This window comes from Haloferax sp. S1W (genome assembly GCF_044593955.1).
In the GTDB taxonomy this organism is placed as follows: Archaea; Halobacteriota; Halobacteria; order Halobacteriales; family Haloferacaceae; genus Haloferax.
The window spans coordinates 2,001,442-2,021,735 of sequence record NZ_CP172595.1 but is presented as its reverse complement, the minus strand read 5'-3'; the positions used below and the strand labels follow the sequence as shown (position 1 = coordinate 2,021,735).

The 20,294-nt window shown below is 61.5% G+C and carries 24 protein-coding genes and 4 tRNA genes; 18 read left to right on the top strand and 10 right to left on the bottom strand.

What is annotated here, in order from left to right; all coding sequences use genetic code 11:
- Positions 1 to 90: 90 nt before the first annotated feature.
- On the top strand, positions 91 to 309 hold the full coding sequence (locus ACH9L7_RS10560; RefSeq protein ID WP_396610670.1) for a hypothetical protein: 219 nt from the start codon (positions 91 to 93) through the stop codon (positions 307 to 309).
- A gap of 339 nt (positions 310 to 648) precedes the next feature.
- On the opposite strand, the gene ACH9L7_RS10555 is transcribed toward ACH9L7_RS10560, so the two are convergent.
- Positions 649 to 721, bottom strand: a tRNA-Arg gene (locus ACH9L7_RS10555).
- A 178-nt stretch (positions 722 to 899) separates the two neighbouring features.
- Between ACH9L7_RS10555 and ACH9L7_RS10550 the strand changes: the two genes are divergently transcribed.
- The 4 genes from ACH9L7_RS10550 (at position 900) to ACH9L7_RS10535 (ending at position 4,644) form a co-directional block, all read left to right on the top strand.
- Positions 900 to 1,394 carry a hypothetical protein gene (locus ACH9L7_RS10550; protein ID WP_396610669.1) on the top strand — a complete coding sequence of 165 codons (495 nt, stop codon included), beginning with the start codon at positions 900 to 902 and terminating at the stop codon, positions 1,392 to 1,394.
- A gap of 236 nt (positions 1,395 to 1,630) precedes the next feature.
- The gene (locus ACH9L7_RS10545; RefSeq protein WP_396610668.1) at positions 1,631 to 3,073 is read left to right on the top strand and encodes a single-stranded DNA binding protein; all 1,443 of its coding nucleotides are present in this window, start codon (positions 1,631 to 1,633) and stop codon (positions 3,071 to 3,073) included.
- Between the two features lie 129 nt (positions 3,074 to 3,202).
- Positions 3,203 to 3,634, top strand: coding sequence for a histone (locus ACH9L7_RS10540; protein WP_396610667.1), 432 nt, complete (start codon positions 3,203 to 3,205; stop codon positions 3,632 to 3,634).
- Positions 3,634 to 4,644 carry a histone deacetylase family protein gene (locus ACH9L7_RS10535; RefSeq protein WP_396610666.1) on the top strand — a complete coding sequence of 337 codons (1,011 nt, stop codon included), beginning with the start codon at positions 3,634 to 3,636 and terminating at the stop codon, positions 4,642 to 4,644. The genes ACH9L7_RS10540 and ACH9L7_RS10535 overlap by 1 nt, the downstream gene beginning before the upstream one ends.
- Here ACH9L7_RS10535 and cca read toward each other — a convergent pair.
- Positions 4,626 to 5,987 (bottom strand): CCA tRNA nucleotidyltransferase, encoded by a 1,362-nt coding sequence (cca, locus tag ACH9L7_RS10530; protein ID WP_396610665.1) that lies wholly within the window; start codon positions 5,985 to 5,987, stop codon positions 4,626 to 4,628. The two genes, ACH9L7_RS10535 and cca, sit on opposite strands and share 19 nt — an antisense overlap.
- 136 nt (positions 5,988 to 6,123) lie before the next feature.
- Between cca and ACH9L7_RS10525 the strand changes: the two genes are divergently transcribed.
- Positions 6,124 to 6,227: transfer RNA gene (locus ACH9L7_RS10525), tRNA-Asn, on the top strand.
- A 12-nt stretch (positions 6,228 to 6,239) separates the two neighbouring features.
- On the opposite strand, the gene ACH9L7_RS10520 is transcribed toward ACH9L7_RS10525, so the two are convergent.
- Complete coding sequence (locus ACH9L7_RS10520; protein ID WP_396610664.1) at positions 6,240 to 6,722, bottom strand: group I intron-associated PD-(D/E)XK endonuclease; 483 nt, start codon at positions 6,720 to 6,722, stop codon at positions 6,240 to 6,242.
- Between the two features lie 89 nt (positions 6,723 to 6,811).
- Here ACH9L7_RS10520 and ACH9L7_RS10515 point away from each other — a divergent pair.
- The 3 genes from ACH9L7_RS10515 (at position 6,812) to ACH9L7_RS10505 (ending at position 7,700) form a co-directional block, all read left to right on the top strand.
- Positions 6,812 to 6,915, top strand: a tRNA-Asn gene (locus tag ACH9L7_RS10515).
- A 101-nt stretch (positions 6,916 to 7,016) separates the two neighbouring features.
- Positions 7,017 to 7,091 (top strand) — tRNA-Ile (locus ACH9L7_RS10510).
- Between the two features lie 90 nt (positions 7,092 to 7,181).
- A complete protein-coding gene (locus ACH9L7_RS10505; protein ID WP_396610663.1) occupies positions 7,182 to 7,700 on the top strand; it encodes a hypothetical protein in 519 nt (172 codons plus the stop codon).
- A gap of 5 nt (positions 7,701 to 7,705) precedes the next feature.
- Here ACH9L7_RS10505 and ACH9L7_RS10500 read toward each other — a convergent pair whose 3' ends face one another.
- Positions 7,706 to 7,990 carry a hypothetical protein gene (locus tag ACH9L7_RS10500; RefSeq protein WP_396610662.1) on the bottom strand — a complete coding sequence of 95 codons (285 nt, stop codon included), beginning with the start codon at positions 7,988 to 7,990 and terminating at the stop codon, positions 7,706 to 7,708.
- A 234-nt stretch (positions 7,991 to 8,224) separates the two neighbouring features.
- Here ACH9L7_RS10500 and ACH9L7_RS10495 point away from each other — a divergent pair, with 234 nt between their 5' ends.
- Positions 8,225 to 9,472, top strand: a complete 1,248-nt coding sequence (locus ACH9L7_RS10495) for an NADH dehydrogenase subunit (RefSeq protein ID WP_396610661.1) — start codon at positions 8,225 to 8,227, stop codon at positions 9,470 to 9,472.
- Positions 9,473 to 9,479: 7 nt separating this feature from the next.
- On the opposite strand, the gene ACH9L7_RS10490 is transcribed toward ACH9L7_RS10495, so the two are convergent.
- A complete protein-coding gene (locus ACH9L7_RS10490) occupies positions 9,480 to 9,653 on the bottom strand; it encodes a hypothetical protein (protein WP_396610660.1) in 174 nt (57 codons plus the stop codon).
- Between the two features lie 206 nt (positions 9,654 to 9,859).
- Between ACH9L7_RS10490 and ACH9L7_RS10485 the strand changes: the two genes are divergently transcribed.
- A complete protein-coding gene (locus tag ACH9L7_RS10485) occupies positions 9,860 to 10,027 on the top strand; it encodes a hypothetical protein (RefSeq protein WP_396610659.1) in 168 nt (55 codons plus the stop codon).
- A 66-nt stretch (positions 10,028 to 10,093) separates the two neighbouring features.
- A complete protein-coding gene (locus tag ACH9L7_RS10480; protein ID WP_396610658.1) occupies positions 10,094 to 10,666 on the top strand; it encodes a class I SAM-dependent methyltransferase in 573 nt (190 codons plus the stop codon).
- A 49-nt stretch (positions 10,667 to 10,715) separates the two neighbouring features.
- On the opposite strand, the gene ACH9L7_RS10475 is transcribed toward ACH9L7_RS10480, so the two are convergent.
- Both ACH9L7_RS10475 and ACH9L7_RS10470 read right to left on the bottom strand, forming a co-directional pair.
- Complete coding sequence (locus ACH9L7_RS10475) at positions 10,716 to 11,042, bottom strand: hypothetical protein (RefSeq protein WP_396610657.1); 327 nt, start codon at positions 11,040 to 11,042, stop codon at positions 10,716 to 10,718.
- A complete protein-coding gene (locus ACH9L7_RS10470) occupies positions 11,043 to 11,417 on the bottom strand; it encodes an HTH domain-containing protein (RefSeq protein ID WP_396610656.1) in 375 nt (124 codons plus the stop codon).
- A gap of 113 nt (positions 11,418 to 11,530) precedes the next feature.
- Between ACH9L7_RS10470 and ACH9L7_RS10465 the strand changes: the two genes are divergently transcribed.
- Entirely contained in the window at positions 11,531 to 12,247 is a 717-nt protein-coding gene (locus tag ACH9L7_RS10465) for a plastocyanin/azurin family copper-binding protein (protein ID WP_396610655.1), read from the top strand.
- A gap of 85 nt (positions 12,248 to 12,332) precedes the next feature.
- Here ACH9L7_RS10465 and ACH9L7_RS10460 read toward each other — a convergent pair whose 3' ends face one another.
- On the bottom strand, positions 12,333 to 14,276 hold the full coding sequence (locus ACH9L7_RS10460) for a PA domain-containing protein (protein WP_396610654.1): 1,944 nt from the start codon (positions 14,274 to 14,276) through the stop codon (positions 12,333 to 12,335).
- Between the two features lie 421 nt (positions 14,277 to 14,697).
- Between ACH9L7_RS10460 and ACH9L7_RS10455 the strand changes: the two genes are divergently transcribed.
- Both ACH9L7_RS10455 and ACH9L7_RS10450 read left to right on the top strand, forming a co-directional pair.
- Complete coding sequence (locus tag ACH9L7_RS10455; RefSeq protein ID WP_396610653.1) at positions 14,698 to 15,966, top strand: multicopper oxidase domain-containing protein; 1,269 nt, start codon at positions 14,698 to 14,700, stop codon at positions 15,964 to 15,966.
- Entirely contained in the window at positions 15,967 to 17,202 is a 1,236-nt protein-coding gene (locus ACH9L7_RS10450; protein WP_396610652.1) for a ZIP family metal transporter, read from the top strand. It abuts the gene before it with no gap.
- Positions 17,203 to 17,214: 12 nt separating this feature from the next.
- Here ACH9L7_RS10450 and ACH9L7_RS10445 read toward each other — a convergent pair whose 3' ends face one another.
- Positions 17,215 to 17,916 carry a glycosyltransferase family 2 protein gene (locus ACH9L7_RS10445; RefSeq protein ID WP_396610651.1) on the bottom strand — a complete coding sequence of 234 codons (702 nt, stop codon included), beginning with the start codon at positions 17,914 to 17,916 and terminating at the stop codon, positions 17,215 to 17,217.
- A 37-nt stretch (positions 17,917 to 17,953) separates the two neighbouring features.
- Positions 17,954 to 18,187, bottom strand: a complete 234-nt coding sequence (locus ACH9L7_RS10440) for a hypothetical protein (RefSeq protein ID WP_396610650.1) — start codon at positions 18,185 to 18,187, stop codon at positions 17,954 to 17,956.
- A 221-nt stretch (positions 18,188 to 18,408) separates the two neighbouring features.
- Between ACH9L7_RS10440 and ACH9L7_RS10435 the strand changes: the two genes are divergently transcribed.
- The 3 genes from ACH9L7_RS10435 (at position 18,409) to ACH9L7_RS10425 (ending at position 20,285) form a co-directional block, all read left to right on the top strand.
- The gene (locus tag ACH9L7_RS10435; RefSeq protein ID WP_396610649.1) at positions 18,409 to 18,723 is read left to right on the top strand and encodes a hypothetical protein; all 315 of its coding nucleotides are present in this window, start codon (positions 18,409 to 18,411) and stop codon (positions 18,721 to 18,723) included.
- Positions 18,716 to 19,303, top strand: coding sequence for a type IV toxin-antitoxin system AbiEi family antitoxin domain-containing protein (locus tag ACH9L7_RS10430; protein ID WP_396610648.1), 588 nt, complete (start codon positions 18,716 to 18,718; stop codon positions 19,301 to 19,303). The genes ACH9L7_RS10435 and ACH9L7_RS10430 overlap by 8 nt, the downstream gene beginning before the upstream one ends.
- A 130-nt stretch (positions 19,304 to 19,433) precedes the next feature.
- A complete protein-coding gene (locus ACH9L7_RS10425; RefSeq protein WP_396610647.1) occupies positions 19,434 to 20,285 on the top strand; it encodes a plastocyanin/azurin family copper-binding protein in 852 nt (283 codons plus the stop codon).
- The last annotated feature ends 9 nt before the right edge of the window (positions 20,286 to 20,294 follow it).

The window sequence follows — 20,294 nt, the reverse complement described above, 5'->3', positions numbered from 1 at the left end:
GGTAGGGTGTATATGCTTATCCCTCTTCGGAACATATGTGGAGTGTTAGCACATGACTGCCCTCTCAACCCTCGTTCGAGGTGTCGACCAATGAGTCCCTCGCCAGTCTGTATCCGGTGTGGAGATGCGTACCTGTTCTCCAGAGCGTACAAAGGCAACTACTGCCCCGACTGCAACGACGAATGGTCGGTGAAACCTCGGACCGAGGAGGCCCCTCGACCCCGCCCACAGAGTTCCCCCGCTGCCTCGTCTGTCACTCACCGTGACGACGACGCACCCCGCCTCGAACCACCATACGAAGACGAGTGAGACGTCACGTTTTGCTGGTTCGGGTCACATAGCGGCGGCGCTGTTTCGTAGCAGTAGCACTGGTTCTGTGTTTGGAACGAAAATGCCCTGACGGAAATTTGAACACCGTGAGACGCTATTCAAATCTCCGCTGTGTACGGTCACTACAAAAGTCCGAGAGACACAGCGGTCTCTCGGAGGTGTTGTTTCGGAAGGAAAACGTCCTGACGGAGATTTGAACTCACTCACTACGCTCGCTTACGCTTGCTCCGCTCCCTGTTCAAACTCCTCGGTGTCCGTTCACCGCCGAAAGACCGAGAGACACAGCGGTCTCTCGGAGGTGTTGTTTCGGAAGGAAAACGTCCTGACGGAGATTTGAACTCCGGTCCCTGGCTCCGCAAGCCAGGAGGATAGTCCACTACCCTATCAGGACTGTCTTGCTGCACTCTCCGGTACTCGACGGTTACTTAAGACGGTTACGATGTGAACTCCCAGTGAACCGCGGGACCACGGCACGGGGAGGCGCACACAGATACGACTTCACGCCGCGTGACACGGTCGAAACGTGTTGTGACACAAGGACTTTCTCCCGTCCCGCCGTACCTCGGGCCGTGAAACGCCGTACCCTGTTGGCCGGGACTGCAAGCCTCTGTGCCACCCTCGCAGGGTGTACGAGTGACGACGCTGGCGACGACGGAACCGAAACGACGACCACCACAACCCCGACGCCAACACCGAAAGAACCGCGACTGGTCGACCAGTCGCTCTCGCCGCGACACGACACGGAGTGTCCACAAGGTGGTGCCGCACGCGCGACGTATATCTCGTCGGGCGTCCTCGTCGAGGGCTGTCTCTGGGGAGCAAACGGCTGTACCGTCGCCCGACTCGGCGGTTCTGACTACGACCCAGACTCCGACGTGGCAATGCTCTTCGTCGAGACGGTGGACGACCGCGACCCCGACGAGGCGTGTACCGAGGCGCTGAAACCGCTCGGATACGAGGCTCGACTCCAGTTCGAGAACGGTCTCCCGGGCGAAATCGTGGTCGAGCACGACGACGTGAACGGCCGCCGCGAGGTGGCCCGTATCAACTTCGACGGCGCGTGAGACCACGCCGTCGCGGATGTACGCACCCCGCCAGAGGGGCGGCCGGAGCCGCTCCGAAGGTTCATCACCGAAGACGGCCCCACCACCGCTATGTCGCTCGATTCGAGGGGGCTTTTCGAAGCTCTAATCACGAGGAAAACAACGCTTAAGCGCCGGCCTTCCCTGTTCGTGCATAGAATGAGTACGACGTGTGTTCTGCGACGAGGAGTACCCCTCGTCAGTGGAGGTGACGCCTGATGGGCGTCATCGAAGATGTCTACGACGACCTCGACACGGATGTCGAGTTCGAGGAGTTCGAAGCCGCGGTGAAGGATAAGGTCGAACAGATGGGCGGTCTCGCCGACGAGGAGACGGCGGCGATGCTCATCGCCCACGAACTCCGCGACGAGGAGGTCAACGGAATCGCCGACATCGAACCCGGCATGGAGGACGTGAAGTTCCTCGCCAAGGTCGTCAGCATCGGCGACGTTCGAACCTTCGAGCGCGACGGCGAGGACGAAGACGGCAAAGTCGTCAACATCGAAGTCGCCGACGAGACGGGCCGCATCCGCGTCTCGCTGTGGGACGAGATGGCCGCTGGCGCGGAAGAGAACCTCGAAGTCGGGACCGTCCTGCGCGTCGCTGGCCGCCCCAAAGACGGGTACAGCGGCGTCGAAGTCAGTGCGAGCAAGGTCGAAGTGGACCCCGACGCCGAAGTCGATGTCAAGGTGCTCGACACCTATCGCGTCGAAGACCTCGCGCTGGGCCTCTCGGACGTGAACCTCAAAGGGAAGATTCTGGACGCCGGAACCGTCCGGACGTTCGACCGCGACGATGGCTCCGAAGGCCGCGTCTCGAACCTCTCTCTCGGCGACGCCACCGGTCGCATCCGCGTCACAATGTGGGACGAACGCGCCGACCTCGCCGAAGAACTCGACGCTGGCCAGTCGGTCGAAGTCGTCGACGGCTACGTCCGCGAGCGCGATGGCTCGCTCGAACTTCACGTCGGGTCGCGCGGTGCCGTCGAAGTCATCGACGAGGATATCGAGTACGTCCCCGAAACGGCCAACATCGGGTCTCTCGAACTCGGCCAGACGGTCGACATCGCTGGTGGCGTCATCGAAGCCGACCCCAAGCGAACCTTCGACCGCGACGACGGTTCCGAGGGGCAGGTTCGAAACATTCGCGTCCGCGACGACACCGGCGACATCCGCGTCGCCCTCTGGGGCGAGAAGGCCGACACCGATGTCGACCTCGCTGACTACGTCGTCCTCACCGACGTGGAGATAAAAGACGGCTGGCAGGAAGACCTCGAAGCGTCTGCCGGATGGCGTTCGTCCGTCACCGTCATGGACGAAGCCCCCGCAGGCGCGGGCGGCGACAGCGACACCGACGCGGACCAGACGAGTTCACAGGGTCTCGGTGCGTTCTCGGGCGAGTCGAGCGGGTCGCCCGCGTCGGCCCAGTCGAGCACGCAGTCGTCCACCTCCTCGGCGTCGCCAAGTGGCGAAGTCGTCGAGTTCACGGGGACCGTCGTACAGGCCGGAACCCCCGTCATCCTCGACGATGGGACGGAGACGAAGACCGTCGAGACCGACGCCGACCTCGGTCTCGGCGACGAAGTGACAGTCAGTGGCCCGGAGACTGACGGCCGCATCAGCGCCGACTCGGTCGAAGTCCACACCGGCGCGAAGCGGTAGCCACACGCTCTATGGGAGACTGTTCGGCTCAGTCGGTGACGCGGTATCGGCGTGAGCGCCGCGGTTTGTAAAATCCAAGCGAGGCCGCTACGGAAAGGATTATACGCCGGTCGGACCCGATATGTGGGTATGAGTGTCGAGCTACCGTTCGCCCCGGTAGACGCGATTATCCGGCGGAACTCGGGAAATCTTCGCGTCAGCGCAGGTGCCGCGGAGGAACTCGCGCGCCGGATTCAGGACCATGGCGCCGACCTGGCGGTCGACGCGGCCGAACGGGCGACTGAAGACGGTCGCAAGACGTTGATGGCCGAGGACTTCGGCGTCCAGCAGGTCGTCAACCGCGACGACCTCGAACTTCCGGTCGCGCCAATCGACCGCATCGCCCGCCTCCAAATCGACGACCGCTACCGGGTCGCGATGGATGCTCGAATCGCACTGGCCGATATCCTCGAAGACTACGCGACGAACGTGGCGAGTGCCGCCGTCAAACTCACCCACCACGCTGGTCGCCGAACCGTGCAAGCCGAGGACATCGAGACTTACTTCTCCCTCTTCGAATAATGCGCTTCGGCTACAACGAATCGTGTCTCGACCACGATACCGGGGCGCGACACCCAGAGACTGCCGACCGACTCCGGGCGATTCGGCGCGGACTGGCGAAACGCCACGGCATCGAATACGTCGACGCCCCGCCCGCCGTCAAATCGACCGTCGCGGCCGTCCACGACGACGACTACGTGGACGAACTCCACGACTTCTGCCGCGGCGGCGGCGGCAACTGGGACCCAGACACCGTCGCCGTCGAGGAGACGTGGGTCGCCGCGCTCGCCTCCGCGGGACTCGCCGAGTGGGCCGCCCGCTCCGCCCTCTCCGGCGACAACGGCCGCCAAACGCCCTTCTCCTTGGGCCGACCGCCGGGCCACCACGCCGTCGAAGACGACGCGATGGGGTTTTGCTTCTTCAACAACGCGGCCGTCGCCGCACAGGCCGTCATCGACGATGACCTCGCCGAGCGCGTCGCCATCTTCGACTGGGACGTTCACCACGGAAACGGAACGCAGGACATCTTCTACGACCGTGACGACGTGTTCTACGCCTCGATTCACGAAGATGGTCTCTACCCCGGGACCGGCGAGGTCGAAGAGACGGGTGCGAACGGTGCCGAGGGGACGACACTGAACGTCCCACTTCGGGCCGGTGCGGGCGACGCCGACTACGTCTACTCGTTCGAGGAGACCATCGCCCCCGCCGTCGAACGGTTCGACCCCGACCTGTTCATCGTGAGCGCCGGGTTCGACGCGCACCGACACGACCCAATCTCACGGATGCGCGTCTCGACGGAGGGGTACGCGATGCTCACCGAACGTGTCCGCGACCTCTGTGACGACACCGATACTGCGCTCGCGTTCGTCCTCGAAGGTGGCTACGGTCTCGACACGCTCTCCGAGGGTGTCGCTATCGTCCACGAGACGTTCGACGGCCGACTTGCGATGGACCCCGACGAAGAACCGAACGAAAACAACGTCGAGTTAGTCGACGAGATTCGCGACGTTCACGGTCTCGGGTCGTAGAACCGACCCAACTCGGCACCGAAGGACTCGGCGAGGGTGGCCACCTCGTCGCCGACGAGCACCTCGTAGCCGTCTTCTCGCAGCGTCGATTCGATGTGCTTTCCGAGCGCCACGTCGAACAGCGCGTCGCTCGTGACGAAGTCGGTCGCCGACGTGAAGTCGCGCTCTCGTTCGACGACGAAGCGGTCGCCGTGGAGGAACGGCCCGTAGTGGTCGTTGTCCTCGGCGTAGGCCCCGTAGAAGCCTTCGGCGTGCTGGCGGACGTGAATCGGCGGCCCCACGTGTCGTTCGACCGCAGGGCGTTCGGAAACCGCGAGTTCGACGAACAGAACGCCATCATCGCCGGCGAACGTCGCCGCCCGGAACACGTCGAACCCGCGCCGGTTGAGGCCGTCTGTGACGCCCGAGAGCGACTTTCTGAGTTGCGGGTAGAGTTGGTCGTCGACGAGGTCCGGTGCGTCGAAGACGATGGCGAGCGGCGTCGTACCGCGTCGCTCGATGTGTTTTCGGACTCCGTCGGCGTCGAGTGCGGATGGCGCGGAGTCGAAGAACAGCGCCTCGCGCGGATTCGACAGCAGGTCGCGGGCGTAATGTTGCAGGCGCGCGACGTTTTCGGCCGAGCAGACGGCCGCGACGTTTCGCTCGGGGTCGGTCGGGTCGATGACGACGAGCGGGTCCGAAAACGAGCGCGTGCCGTGGTCTTCGGGGTCGAACTCGACCGGGGGGTGCCAGTCGGTGGCGGCGCGAAGGAGCGGTTCGAAGCCGCCGTATTCGACGATGAGCAACTCGGCGAGATAGCCCGAAAAGCCCTCGGTGCGGAGGTCGCTCCCGTAGGCACCGATACCCTTGAGGAAGCGCTTGAACACGCGCACGTCGGCCGCGAGGTCGTCGTCGAGGTGCTCGACGAGGTAGGCGTTGTGGAAGGGGGTGCGGTCGACCGCCGAGCGAATATCGGAGGCCGTGGGCACGTCATAACAGGGGACGAGGTCCACATCGAAGCCGTCGTAGTCGCCTTTCACGTAGGGATGTTCGGCGTACTCTTCGTGGCCGTCGGGGAGGACGGCGTGGCCGATGTCGAGGCCGTAGGATTCTAACTCGTCTCGTGGGAGGTCATCGGGAAACCGAACGAAGAGGTCGATATCTCGGTCGCCGGAGAGCCACGTCCCGCGGGCGGTGCTGCCGACTTGGAGCACTTCGGCGTCCACCGGCAGGTCGTCGAGGGCGTCGTGGACGCGCGCCTCCAGTTCGGCCGCCGCATCGGCGAGCGCCCGACGTTCCTCCTCGTCGGGGTCGATACGCTCGCGGACCGCGGCAACGACTGCATCGAGGTCCGAATTCGTCATGGCCGACGCTTCCGCGCCTGCGGGCGAAAGCGTGACGGTGCTGTCGCGACCGCGTGAGACGATGGCACCCGCCAGCCGTCGGGCGGAAACGAAAGCCCTATCAAGAAACGTCGAATACGAAGGAGTGCAGACGAAAGCCGCCGTAGCTCAGTTGGTAGAGCACCTCGCTGTTAGGGGATTCAGTTCCGGCTGTCTTCCGCAGCCACGAGGTGGTCCCAGGTTCGAGTCCTGGCGGCGGCGCTTCTCTCACTTTCAACGTTCCTGAGTAGTTTCTTTGGCCGAGAGTGTCCCAAGTACTGTCTCGAGTTCGTAATCTTCGTGCCAGTTAATTCCAACACGCTGATTGTTTGCTGGGGGCTCGTATCGAAGTTGCATTTTGCCCGATGCAGCATCGTCGATGTGAACCAAATACGTCCGCTCGAGTGTTGGGCTGTACACTACGAAGTAGTCGATTATCCCCTGATAATCTGACCGCTCGTATCCGTCCGAACGGGAACGTGTGCTCACTGTCTCAAACGTGATCGTTCCTTCGTTGGTGTCGTATCCAGTTTTGACTTGGAGCCGGTGAAAGCCCTCTCCAAACTGGATGACGATATCATATGGTTCATTGTCGTATTCTGGAACGAGAACTGGAATTCCTCGACGGAGAAAAGCCGCTTTGACTATCGCTTCAGATGCCTGTCCTCGAAGTTGCGGCTCTCCCAATTGCTCGAAGTAAAGCGCATCATCGCACATGCTATTTGCTCACGTTGCTGGGACCTAGCTGTTTCCCTCACCCCAAAACGAAATCCACTTCAATACGTCGTCGGTACTGTGAGATGAGAGCCGCCGTAGCTCAGTTGGTAGAGCACCTCGCTGTTAGGGAATTCAGTTTCGGCTGTCTTCCGCAGCTACGAGGTGGTCCCAGGTTCGAGTCCTGGCGGCGGCGCTTCTCCGTTTCTCGCGTCGTGAGCGGATGGTCTGTCGTGGCCGCTCCCGGCGACGCCTTCTGATAAGACATAAGAGGAACCGGGGGAAAGAATCGACCGAGGGCCCCTAGCTCAGTCTGGTCAGAGCGCTCGGCTCATAACCGGGTGGTCATGGGTTCGAACCCCATGGGGCCCATACGTTCCTGTTATCGAATCGGCTGGAGCCGAGTATGAGTGCGACAGTGGCACCAAAGATACATGTCGAATCCAGAGTACCGTGGAGACGATGTCCCGCTACTCGTCCCTCCTCGACCCTTATCGTGACCGGAACGTCGCAATCACGCTCGGGGTGATAGCTCTCATCCTGTTTTTCGGCGGTTTCGTCGCGATGTACGAAGCCCACCTTCGCGGCGTGTATCATCACACAGTGAGTCTCTCGTCGTTCGAGTGGGTTGCATACGGGGCGGGAGCCTTTCTGTTCGAACCGATTGTCCTATTCGTCGTCTTGTTCGTCGTCGCTCGCCGATTCGACTCGCCGCTCGACGTACAATCTATTCTCCCCGGAGTCGTCGTCGTCACACTTACTGGGACGCTTCTTGGACAGACCACCGGAACCCACCTCTTTCGGACGGGCGCGAGTAATCTCTCGCTGGAACTTCTCGCTCGGCGCGCATTTTGGCGCTCCATCTCGTTTGACCTGTTCGCCATCCGCCTTTGGAGGTTCGCGCTCGAATTGGTCACATTCGACCTCTTGACTATCGTCGCGGCACTCTCGCTCGGAACGCTCACCCGCGACCGGACGTAACCGTCTCAGAGAGCAACCACTACCTGCCAGACCCCCGCGCCGACGAGCACCACGCCAGCGACTGCATCGAGGTACCGTTGTCGCCGCCCGAGCCAGTCCAGAAGTCCTCTGTGGCCGACCGCAATCGCGACAGTCGCACCGAGGAGGAGTCCGCCGAAGCCAACCGTATACGCGCTGAGGACGACGAGCGCCGGACCGGGTGGGAACGTCACCGCCCGGAGGACAATCGCCAGAAACACGGGCGCGACACAGCCCGCGGCGGCGATAGCGTAGCCCCCGCCGAACAGCACGAATCCGAGTTTCGAAGCCCGACGCTCGGGTAACTGGACGTGGAGGTTCGGGCTGTAGCCGACGAGGATGCTCCCGCCCGCCGAAAGCAGCTCGTCAGTTCTGTCCGCCGTATCGTGGCGCGAGAATCCGAGACGAATCGAGATATTGTTTGTTATTATCTAGCAATCATTCCATATTTGTTATGAATAACGAAACTGGTATGAGACAATCGGTGCATATTATTAATTAGAAATATGAGCGTGAGCCTTCAGACTCTCAGACAGGCCGACGTATCAGAACTCGCCACGACGCTCAAGAACGCCGGTATCGCAGGGGCGGGCGGTGCCGGATTCCCGACGCACGCGAAGTGGGAACGCGTCGACGAGGTGTCGTCGCTGCTGATGAATCATCAGGAGAGCGAGCCAAACTACTACATCGACAAGTGGCTCGCCGACACGCACGCCGAGCGATACGCCGAGTTCTTCGACCTGCTTCTCGACAACCGGTTCGAACGCATCGTGGTCTGTGCGAAAGCGAAGCACCGCAAGCGGTGGATGGAAAACCTCGAAGCTGCGACTGACGCGACGGTGCTCATGCCCGAGGACCTCCCGTTAGACCCCTCCGAGGAGTCCGGTCTCGTCATCGCATACACCGAGGACCGATACGAGTACGGGATGGAGAGCGTCCTGCTCCGAATCGTGGCCGACGTGGCGCTGCGCAACGAGTTGCCGATGGACAAGGGATGGCTCGTCCAGAACACGGAGACGATGTTCAACATCTACCGGGCGCTGGAAGGTGGCAACTCGGTGACCCACAAGTACGTCCACGTCGACGGCAACGTGCCCCGTCACCGATTCCTCAAGGTGCCGGTTGGCACACCGGCGTCGGACCTGCTCGAAGCGGCTGGCCGGTCGCCCGACGACCTCAGAGACGACGAGGTACTCGCCGACGGTGGGCCGGGGTGGTGCTTCGAAATCGAGGGATCACCCGACGAGTTCGGTATCACAAAGCGCACCAACTGCCTGCTCGTCCTCGATAGAGACGAAGTCGAAGAGAACACGCTGGGCAACGAACGCATCAACGTACTCAACGCCCGCGACTGGACTGGCGACCACGAGACCGAACCGAGTTCGCTCGAACCGGACGAGGTTCGCATCCCGCTTATCACCAACCCCGGATTCGGCTCACTCGTCGACCAGAGTCGGCCAATTGTCTCGCTGGGACAGACGGTTACGGCAGGCGAGATGGTTGCAGTCCCCGGCAGCGACGGCATCAGCAACGCCCAACACGCCAGTCTCGATGGAACGGTCGTCGAAATCACCGACACACACATCGTCATCAGCCGCGAGTCGGAAGACGCGGGCATCACCGGCGGGCGCGTCCTCGAACACGACTACATGGTCTACTGGACCGAGTGCATGGAGTGCGGTGCATACATCGCGCAACCGGAGATAGAGCATCTGGGGCCGGGAACGGACTACGTCTGCCAGGACTGCCGGTAAGCCAGTCTTAGTTCGAGAGCGGTCGCGTCTCGTCGGAGCGAATCCACGCGTTCGGGTTTTTTGTGTCGCAGATAACGAAGTCCTGTCCGTCCTCGTAGCCTGCGACGTCGTCGAGGGCGGGAATCGTCTGTTCGGTCTGTTCGGTCTGTTCGGTCGTGAGTTCTCGTGCTTCTGTGCGCATTCGTCTCCTCCGCTGAGCACCGCGACAGGCGCTCCAGTCAGTTACCACGTCCGAGTCAGGAGCGACACAAAAACGCTGTGACTAGGGTTGTTGCATGTGATTATATCGCACGGCCTTGCCCTCGAATTGGAGTAAGTTCGTTCTCGAACCCTGGGAACGATGCTGGTCGTTCACTTCCTCAGACGCAGAAATACTGTTCAGAGAGTATGAATATAGACTCACGACAGACTCCCTCCTCGGAGAACCGGTGTATCAGTTACTGGGACGGTGAGGCGCTCGTCATCTGCGACCCACGGGACCCGAGAGCCTGGATTCGCTCCGACGTGACCTGGCCGCTGGCCGAGCCGGTGCCGGAGCGTCCCCACGTCAAGTAACGTTCGGCATCCGCTACTGCCCTCCAGTGTCGATGGTTTGACAATCCCCGTCAGTGACGGGTTCGTATGGACGAAGTCTCTCGAACGTCGGCTATCTACGAGGGTAACTCGGACGCGTTCGTCGAGAAATACCGCTCTGAATCCGTCGCTGCTCGGTTCGGAGGCGACTTCTACGCGGCTCTCTCCGGTGACCACGTGCTGGATGTTGGATGTGGCCCCGGCATCGATACTGAGACGTTCAGCGACGACGGCTTCGACGTGACCGGGTTCGACCTCACGGCGTCGTTCGTCGAGTCGGCCCGGACTGCGGTCCCCGACGCCTCGTTCGTCCGCGGCGACATGCGACGACTCCCGTTTCGTGATGGCCTGTTCGACGGTGTCTGGAGTTGCGCGTCGTTTCTCCACGTTCCGCGAGCGGACGCACCGGAGACGCTCCGTGAGTTCAGGCGGGTCCTCGCGGTTAACGGGGTTCTCTATCTCTCGCTGAAGCACGGCGACGAGAGTGGGTACGACGACGATGGCCGGTACTTCGAACGCTACCGTCCCGGTGAGATTCGGTCACTCCTCGACGACGCGGGCTTCAGTACCGTCAGCATCGACGAGTACGGTCGGTGGCTAAACGTTCTCGCTGGCGTGTGAGTGGGGTGTTGCGTTACGGTCTGGCTGTGGACGACGACAGCACCCTCTGTTACTCGCCTCTCCTTTTCCTGTTGTTTCCTCGGCGGAGTTCGTCGGGCGCATAGCTCTCTGACGGTCCGTACAGTGAGTAGAGGATGACCAGCATTCCGACGGCGACGATACTGGTCTGAACGGTACCTGCCCAGAAGATTGAGAAGTGGAGGACGTCGAAGAGAATACCCTCTATCACCGACCCGATGCTGATGATGGTGAAGCCGACCGAGAGATACAGCATCGAAGAGCGTTCAGTGCGTCTGTACCCACGGTAGGCGGTGGCCGCGATGACGAGGCCGATGCCCATCGTGACGAGTTTCGCGATGACGAGTTCGGTGTGCATCTACCCACCTCGAATCTCGCGCCACAACCGAGCAAGCCGGTCTGCGGCGTCTTCGCGGAGCCGAACTCGGATGGCGAGTTCTCCGTCCAGGAGGTCGATGTCGATGTGGTCGAGGTTTGCCTCGTAGACGCTGTGGTGGTGCCCGCCGAGCGCGTCGATTTCCGTCTGCTCGATGAGAAACCCGAACGCTTGGAGCCGCTCTACGCGCCGGTACACCGTGGCGAGTGACATCCCGTATTGTTCGCTCAGAGTTTTTGCTGACATGGCTCTCCGACTGGTTGCAACGAGGATGGTCCGGGCGTATTCGTCCGCCAGCAGGTCGAAGAGCGCAGATTCATCGTCTTCGTCCTCTCCTGCGGACGCAGCCTCTGTCACATTCAAACCTTCGTCTACTTGATATATATGTTGTGGGCCGTTTCTCTGACCCGGCAAATGTGCTTGCGTGACTATCTCTCTTTAGCCCTACTCTCTAGCCGAAGGTGGAAAGCATGTCAACAATCGAAATTCACCGTCGAGTCTTCCTTGCGGGCGTGGGGGCAGCAACAGTCACGGGACTTGCGGGATGCACCGGCACGGGTCCGACAGCAGACGAACAGGTGGGTGAGGCTGACGACACCACGACTCCGACCGCCACCGAAACACACGACGAAGATGGTCATTCCGAGGAGGAAGACCACTCCGGCGAGGAGACAGCGGCCGACGACCATCACGAACCGGAGGTACATCACGAAGAGGAGGACACCCACAGCGAAGGTGGGCACGGAACGGAAGGGCCAGCACCGCACGTCGAAGTCTTGATGCAGAGTCTCGATACGGGCGAGCACTTCCACCCGCACGTCGCGTGGGTCGAAGTCGGCGGAACGGCCACGTTCGTCAACGAGAGCGGTATGCACACGGCAACTGCATACCACTCCGACAACGGGAAACCGAGCCGCATTCCCGAGGGTGCGGCATCGTTCGACAGTGGGTTGCTGACCGAGGACGGCGCAACGTTCGAACACACTTTCGAACAGGCTGGCGTCTACGACATCTACTGTGCGCCACACGAGGAACTCGGGATGATTGGAAGCATTCTCGTCGGCAGACCCGACCCCCACGGACAGCCGGGACTCGCCGCGCCCCAAAGCGACATGTCCGAACGGGTCGCATCGAAAATAGCAATGCTGAACGAGCAGGTCAACACCATGCTCGGCCACGAACACTAACCCCGGCCGGCTCTGCGGTTATGCGCCGTCCGGGAGTGTTCGGAACGCGTGCGGCTTCACGTGGACTGACCACGCGAGTACGGGGTTATTTTTCGTTCTCCCGCTTTTCGGACCCCGAGCCGAGTTCTTTGAGGACGTACAGGCCGCCGTTGCGGTCAGAGGCGTATATCCACGGTCGACGGGGTTCTTTGTAGATTCCCCAGACATCCTGAATGCCGCCGTTCTGCGCTTCGAACTCCGAACCACGGGGGCTGTAGCGCGCCGTCTCGACCGGGTTGTACGGGTCCGAGATGTCGAGGATGAGCACGCCGTCTGAGTACCACGAGATGTACGCCTTGTCGCCTTCGACGATGACGTTGTGGACCGTGTAGGTTCCGCGCGGGTCGCAACTCTCGTCTACGGGATTGGCGCTGCACACCGTGTCGAACTCGCTGGCGAGGACTGGGTTGGACTCGTCTGCGTAGTCCCAGATGCGGACGTTCCCCCAGCGCTCGGGCTTCGCCTCGACTTCGACAGGAGCGCCTGACTGCCCGACACTGAGGTCGTCGGCACTCTCCACGTCGAAAATCGCAAGCCCCGTCGAGTGGCCGACGAAGACACCGGGGATGTCCCGCGACTCGCCACCCATCGTGATGATGGCGTCACCGCCCGCGGCGTCGTTGAACACGACCATCCCGGCGTAGCCCGCGTCGATGGCGTTCTGGGCCTTCTCGTCGAATCGGCACGCACCGCGCTGGATAACCGCGATGTGGTCCGGAGAGGGGGCAGGCGGGAAGGAGTCCCCATCACACCCTAGTCCGAAATACACCGTCGGTCCGCTCATCGTCATTTCCGGGAGGTCGCCGATGGGCGTCGTGAATGCCCCTTCGGCGGCGGGATACGTGCCCGCGTTGGGACCGCTCACTATCTCGAATTCGAGCGTGAACGGGTTGAAGTCCTCTTCCGTCTCGACGACGACGCTGCCGTCCTCGGTGGGCCACGCGTTGTGGCTGTTGACCTCGCCGTCTCCGGCGCTCGGGTCGATAGCCTGCGAGACGAGTGTTGGGTTTGTCGGGTCCGAGATATCCAACAGTACCAACCCGGCGTCCCAGTTTGCGAGGTACGCGCGGGTTCCTTCCTCGTTGATGGTCACGTCGTGCAGGAAGCGATTTTGAGAGCTTCCGAACCCGTCGAACAGGAAGTTGTTCGCGGGGAGGATTGCACCGCCGAAGTCGGTGGTTGTGAACCAATCGACGGCGGGGAACAACAGACTCTCGGCTCCCCACGCGCCCACTAACTCTGGGCTGGTCGGGTCGGTGATATCGAATATCTGGAAATTCCCGAACAGGCTTTCGACGACTGCGGAGACGTAATCGCGCTCGCCCTGCGTGAAGAAAAAGAGGTTGTGGACGCCGAAGTCGACGAATTCGAAGTTCTGTCGCAGGAATGCGTTGATGTCGTCGGTCTGCACGTGGGCGAGATGCGTGGGTTCGAGCGGGTCGTCGACGTTGTATATCTCGAATCCCCCGGGCCCGCCGCCACACGCCTCGTTGCTGTGGACCAGAAGCGACCCCGAGTTCATGTTCGCGACTTTAACGTCGTTGGTTCGACTGCCCTCGACGGAGGGGATGTTGCCGACGTACTCCGGTCGATTGGGATTGTGTACGTCGAAGACTGGAATCCCGGGCCCGAGTAGGTTGTCGACGAGACTTCCTTCACCGAACCCTTCGCCGGTACCACACGGGTTGTTGAACGTCCCGATGTAGGCGTAGCCGTCGAGCGTCCACACGTCGGTGGTTCCCTCGGGGAGGATACGCTCGCCGCGCCCCGCGAGGGCGAGGTTCTTCGTCACGTGGGCGAACGGCCCGCTGCTGACGATTCCGCTCGTCTCGGAGTCGTGTTCCATGAGCGGGAGACTCGGGTCCGGTGCTCCGTGGCCGTGGAGTTCGTGTTCCGGGTCGGAGTCGGGGTCGTCGGTCGTCCCCTGATGGTGCGCGCCGACCGTCTGCGGGAGAGCGCCGAGGCCACTGACGCCTAACAACCCGAGCATCGCTCGGCGGGAAATGCCGGTGCGTAGTCGAGAATTTGTTCGCCTGCCGCCGCCTTTGTTGTCTGATGGTGACATGGATCTCAACACTGGTATGGCGGTCCTCCTTCGGGAGGGCCAGCGCGTGTTGCACAGATATAATCTACAGAAAAAGATATATAATTATTCATAATGTTGTTTAATTAACAGTCATTGTGCAGTGAATTTCTTCATTTCTTGAATTTTCTCAGCTCTTGCCGTCTAACCCGAGACGTTTGTACTCTATGCCATTCTCCGACACAATTACTTGGTATTTCTATCCACGAATTGTCTCCATCCTTCAAGCAAACCTTTTGTTTAGACACGTCTAAATATCTCACATGCGGTTCCAAGATGCGGTGGGTGACTCAGTGGGGACCCACGACGCACTCTGGGGGTGGTGGCGATGCCATCGTTAGACTATGCACGGGCGAAAGAACTCTCAGAAACACTCGAACAGCGACTGGCTGACTCCGTAGAAACAGATTTCACGGTTAGCCGCCGGTCCGTCCTCGGCGGCATCGGTCTCGCCGGAAGTGCTGCGCTCGCCGGTCTCGGCCGGGCAGACGGCGACGCCCACGGCGATTCCGGTCCCGACGACAGTTCACACGGAAACTTCGGTGTCGTCGGCGAGTACCGCGACCGGAACTTCGACCCCCACAAGTTCCTCACTCGGTTCAACACGGGACGTGGCGGACAAGAGTACGTCAAGCAGGACGTGTACGAAGAAGACGGCCGCACCGTCCGCGAGTTCGAACTCACGGCCGTCGACACGAAAATCACCATCGCACCGGGCATCAAGTTCCCCGCGTGGTCGTACAACGGGCAGGTTCCGGGGCCGACCCTTCGGGTCGTCGAAGGCGACCTCGTCCGGGTGAAGTTCTCCAACGCCGGTCGTCACGTACACACGATTCACCCGCACCTTCGGAACCTGAATCCGGAGATGGACGGCATTCCGACGAACGGTCCCGGTGTCCTTGATTCGGGAGAGTCGTTCACCTACGAGTGGATTGCCCAACCCGCCGGATGTCACTTCTATCACTGCCACACCCTGCCGCTGAAAGAACACGTCCACCGGGGTCTCTACGGGGCGGTTATCGTCGACCCGGACCCCGAACGAGTCGCCGAGCGACCCGAAGAGTACTGCGAGTTCCACCCGTCTCAGATCACCGACGAACTGCGAGACGAACTCGTCGCCGAGGCCAAGACTCGGAACCACGAGTACCCCGAAAACGACGCGGTCAACGAGATGGTGATGGTGATGAATGGGTTCGACACCAACTTCGACGGCGACAACGAGGTGTACGCCGTCAACACCCGCGCGTTTGCTTACGGCGTCGGCGAGACCGACGGCAACGGCAACTGGAAGGCGGGCGAGACGAAGCGCCCGATTCAGGTGGACAAGACACAGCGCCAGCGGGTGTACCTCGTCAACGTCGTCGAGTTCGACCCCATCAACTCACTCCACACCCACTCGCAGTTCTTCGACTACTACGACCACGGCACGCTGCTGACGCCGACGCTGAATAACGTGGATACTGTCATGCAGTGTCAGGCCCAGCGTGGCATCATCGAACTGGACTACTCGAACCACGACCCGGGACTGTACATGTTCCACGCTCACCAGTCGGAGTTCGCCGAACTCGGGTGGATGAGCTTCTTCGAGGTGGTCTAAATGAGCACGCCACGCACTGACGGCGGGACGGGGGTTACACAGAGCGAACGCCCGCTGGGGCTTCCCCGATGGGCCGCGGCGCTCCTCCCAATCGTTCTGCTCGGCCTCATCGCGGGCGGGTTCTTCGCGGCGACTCCCTTCGCGTCGCTCGACACCGGTGGCGAACCGCTGCCCGACGTGACGGTGACGCACACGACGTTCCCGAACGACGAGACGATGGTCGTCCACGTCACGAACAACGGTCCGAGGGAAGTGACCATCTCGCAGGTCCTCGTCGCCGAAGCCTACTGGAACTTCGAGGTTGCGGGTGCGGGCGGCGATAACACGCTCGCGCCCCGCGAGAGCGCACGGGTCGTCGTTCCGTACCACTGGAACCCGGGGTGGGACCTCGAAGTCGCGCTGGTGCTCTCTGACGGGAGTACGGCCCACCACACCATCGTCGCGCCCAGCGAGTCGCCGGGGCTGACGTTCGACCTGCTGTGGACGATGGCCGTCATCGGTCTCTTCGTCGGCGTCATCCCCGTCGCGCTCGGGATGCTGTGGTTCCCGTTCCTGCAATCGATGAGCGACCGCTGGCTCCACGCGATTCTCGCCTTCTCGGCGGGTATCCTCGCGTTCCTCGCTATCGACGCCGGATTCGAGGCGTTCGAACTGAGCGAGCAGATTCCCGGCGCGTTCGAAGGGACTGCGCTCGTCGCACTCGGTATCATCGGGGCGCTCCTCGCGGTGCAGTCCGTCAGCGCGTGGCGGGAAGGACGCGCCGCCTCCGGCGACGCCCGCGCACAGAGCGGTTTGTGGGTCGCCTACCTCGTCGCGCTCGGCATCGGTCTGCACAACCTCGCCGAGGGACTGGCTATCGGAAGTTCGTTTGCGCTCGGCCGCGTCTCGCTCGGCGCGTTCCTCGTCATCGGGTTTATGCTTCACAACGTGACCGAAGGACCGGCAGTGGTCGCCCCCGCCGCACGCGGTGAGCGCCCGCACGTCGCGCATTTCCTCGGCCTCGGCCTCCTTGCCGGTGCGCCCGTCATCCTCGGTGGGTGGCTCGGAAGCCTCGCCTTCTCGCCGACGCTTGGGGCGTTCTTCCTCGCCGTCGGTGTGGGTGCAATCTTGCAGGTCATCTGGGAACTCCGTGGGATGATTCGCCGCAACGGCCGCGTTGGGTCGGCGCTGAATCTGGTGACGTTCCTTGTGGGACTCGTGGTGATGTACGCCACCGACCTGCTGGTCGCTATCTGACTTCCCGCGCCCTCAGACGCGTGGTTTCCGTCGGTATCCGGCCGCGTTCAACATCCGGTGGACTGGCTGTGTGAGTCCCACCGACCGAGCCCACCGATACACTCGCCGACGAATCGAGGCGTCCATAATCGTCGCGTATCGCTCTGGGTACTCCAGCTTGAGCCGACGTTCGAGGTTCGGGTCGAACGCTGTCCGCGGAACCGACGGGTGTCGCATCTTCAGTGCCTCCTCGAATCGACAGCTTCCGTCCGCATCGCGTTCCATTCGCCAGCCGAATTCGACATCCTCGCGCCACTCGGAGAAATCGCTTCTGAACCCGCCGACAGCGAGTGCATCGTCCCGCTGCACCGCGAGGTTACACCCGACATAGTGGCGAGGGTCAGTGCTTCGACACCCGCCGTAGACGGGGCCTTCGAGACAGACGAGGTCCGGGTCGTCCGAAAACGCCCACTGAATCGTCGCCAACCACTCCGGCGGTGGGGCGGTGTCGTCGTCGGTCAGGGCGACGATAGCGGCGTTCGCCGCCTGCAACCCGATGTTTCGAGCTTCCGACCGGTCGATAGTCGCGTCGTCGACGACGAGCACTTCGTAGGGCACCGAGAGTGTCTGGTCTCGGAGATGTGCGACTGTCTGACTGTGGTCACTCGCGGGAACTGATGGGATGACAACCGAGAGTTCGGGGTTGCCTACAGCTACCTCGTACCGAACTGTCATATGTGAACAATAGTACTGCGACACTGTAGCTGTACTGTCACTCGGCGGTGCTGTCAGGTCCCCAGATGAACAGCACGATTCCGGCACCGACCAGCAACAAGAACAACGGAATACCGAGGAACGCGACGACGCTGACTCGCTCGCGACCGATGAGTTGCCCGACAATCGGACTCGCCCAGAACCGAAGAGTAACGAGCGCAACGACGCCGATGACGACGAGTGCGACACCGAGTACTGACGAATCTACGCGCCCCATATCTATTGTTCGCATCTAACATGGATGTCGGCTCCCGGGCGTAATAATTATACTCCGGTGAACGCCACCAGCAACACGGTTGCTTTTCGGCACTGCTGGTTTCGTCCTTCTCAGCACCGCATTGTCGATTCGAGTTTACGATGCCATTGCTGTCATGTATATGACCTGAATTCGGTCTTCGAACCGTGCTACCACCGAATCATAGTTACGTTCTCACCCCTTTGCTATCTAGTGTCATGGTTGGGGCATCTCTCCACACACTGACGGTGGTGTTCTCACTCGTGAGTGGGACCACCGCTGGCATCCTGTCGCTCCTCGCGTGGGAGTCTCTCCGGCAGTCTCCGTTCGGACGGGCAGTCGTCGTTCTCTCGTTCGTGATGGCTGTCTTCACCCTCTACCACGTGTTCGTCCTCGTGTATCCGAACCCGGAAGTCCTCGTTCAGGTGTTCAAGAGCCTCGTCTTTACTGGCGTCGCACTGTTCGTCTGGACGATGGTCTGGTGTCAGTACCGACTTCGAACCACCGTCGTCACGGGACAGGCCAATGATTGACGACCCACTCCGCGTCTACAATCTCGTCATGGGTCTCTTGTCCATCGTTGGTCTCGTCTACCTCGTCTACGCACAGCGGTTCGCTCTGGACTACCGGCGGTTCATCTACTTCATCGTCTCGGGATTTCTCCTCTTTTCGGTCGGGGGACCACTGGCGGACCTCTATCTACCTGCGTTGGCGCACCTCGTCCACGGGTTGGCGGCGGTACTGGTCATTGTCGGCCTCTACAACCTGATACAAGATGATATGCACAAGGCGGAGTGGACAGAACTCCTCTTTCGCGACCCGGGACAACTCCGCCAACCCGACGACTGGATGGTTCCCATGGACGACGAGATACTGGAACTGTTCCAGTCTTCGCGCCTCGTCCTCACGCCGACTATCGTCGCCCACAACATCGGCCGGAGTAGAGAAGAGGTGAACCGACGACTAACCGAACTCACCGAACACGGACTCGTCGAACGTCCCGCCCGAGGCAAATATCGAATCACGAAATTCGGCGAACAGTATCTCCAGGGAACCGACCCCACCGATGTGTCCGTAACCGACAGCCGGCAGTCCAACCTCACCATGCGGTGAGGGGGCGTATTCGGCTTCGAACCTCGTTCTCACGTTCTGTGCACAACCGGTAGGCGTCCTATACTTTTAGCACGCTATCTGCTAGCCTCCAATATGGTACTAGGGTGGTGCGGTCTGCCGGGGTGGTACCGTGAGTAGAAACACGGCAGGGAGGCGGCAGTTCCTCAAACTCTGTGGTGCAACGGGGGCACTGGGAGTTGCGTCGCTCTCCGGGTGTGCGATGACATCCGGAAGCACGGACGCCTCAATGTCGTACGTGATGGGTCGCGGCTTGCAGATGACGAAGGGAGCGCCAGCGGATGGGTCGTATCCGGCGTCACCGAGTCAGATAGAGATGGAGATGCCGAGTGGCGAGCACATGGAGATGGAGGCGGTGACCGTCAGTACGATTGCACCGACCGACGACTCCAACAACTACCACTTCATGCCGCACGTCGTCTGGGTCGAACCCGGACAGACGGTGTTCTGGGAACATTACCACGAGGAAGGATTCTCGGAACGGCGGACACACACCGTCACGTCGTTCGGAGCAGACGGACTCTTCATGCGCCTCATCCCGGAGGGCGCTTCTCACTTCGACTCGGGGTATCGGGCCGGAACGCACGGCACCGGCGACCCCACTATCGACGAACGATTCAATCGGAAGATGGTGGGTCTCGTCGGCCAAGAGGGCGGATTCGGCGTCGAGTTCCAGCAGAAAGGCGTCTACCTGTATTACTGCCAGAACCACCACATGTTTAGGATGGCCGGGGCAGTCGTCGTCGGAGAAATCTGGGGCGAAAACGGAGAGATGGGAGAAGACCCGGTCGGGTGGGAACCGGCGATGGCGGCGGATATCCACCACCTCGCCGAACAGGACCCACTTCACGGTGACGCTCTGGTCCATCAGGTCGAAGAGCTTCGTGGCTTCGTCCACGCAGGGAGGGCGGGCGGCGGCCACGGAATGGAAGGCGGCGAAATGGACGGTGAGCACGATGAGTAACCTGTGGAT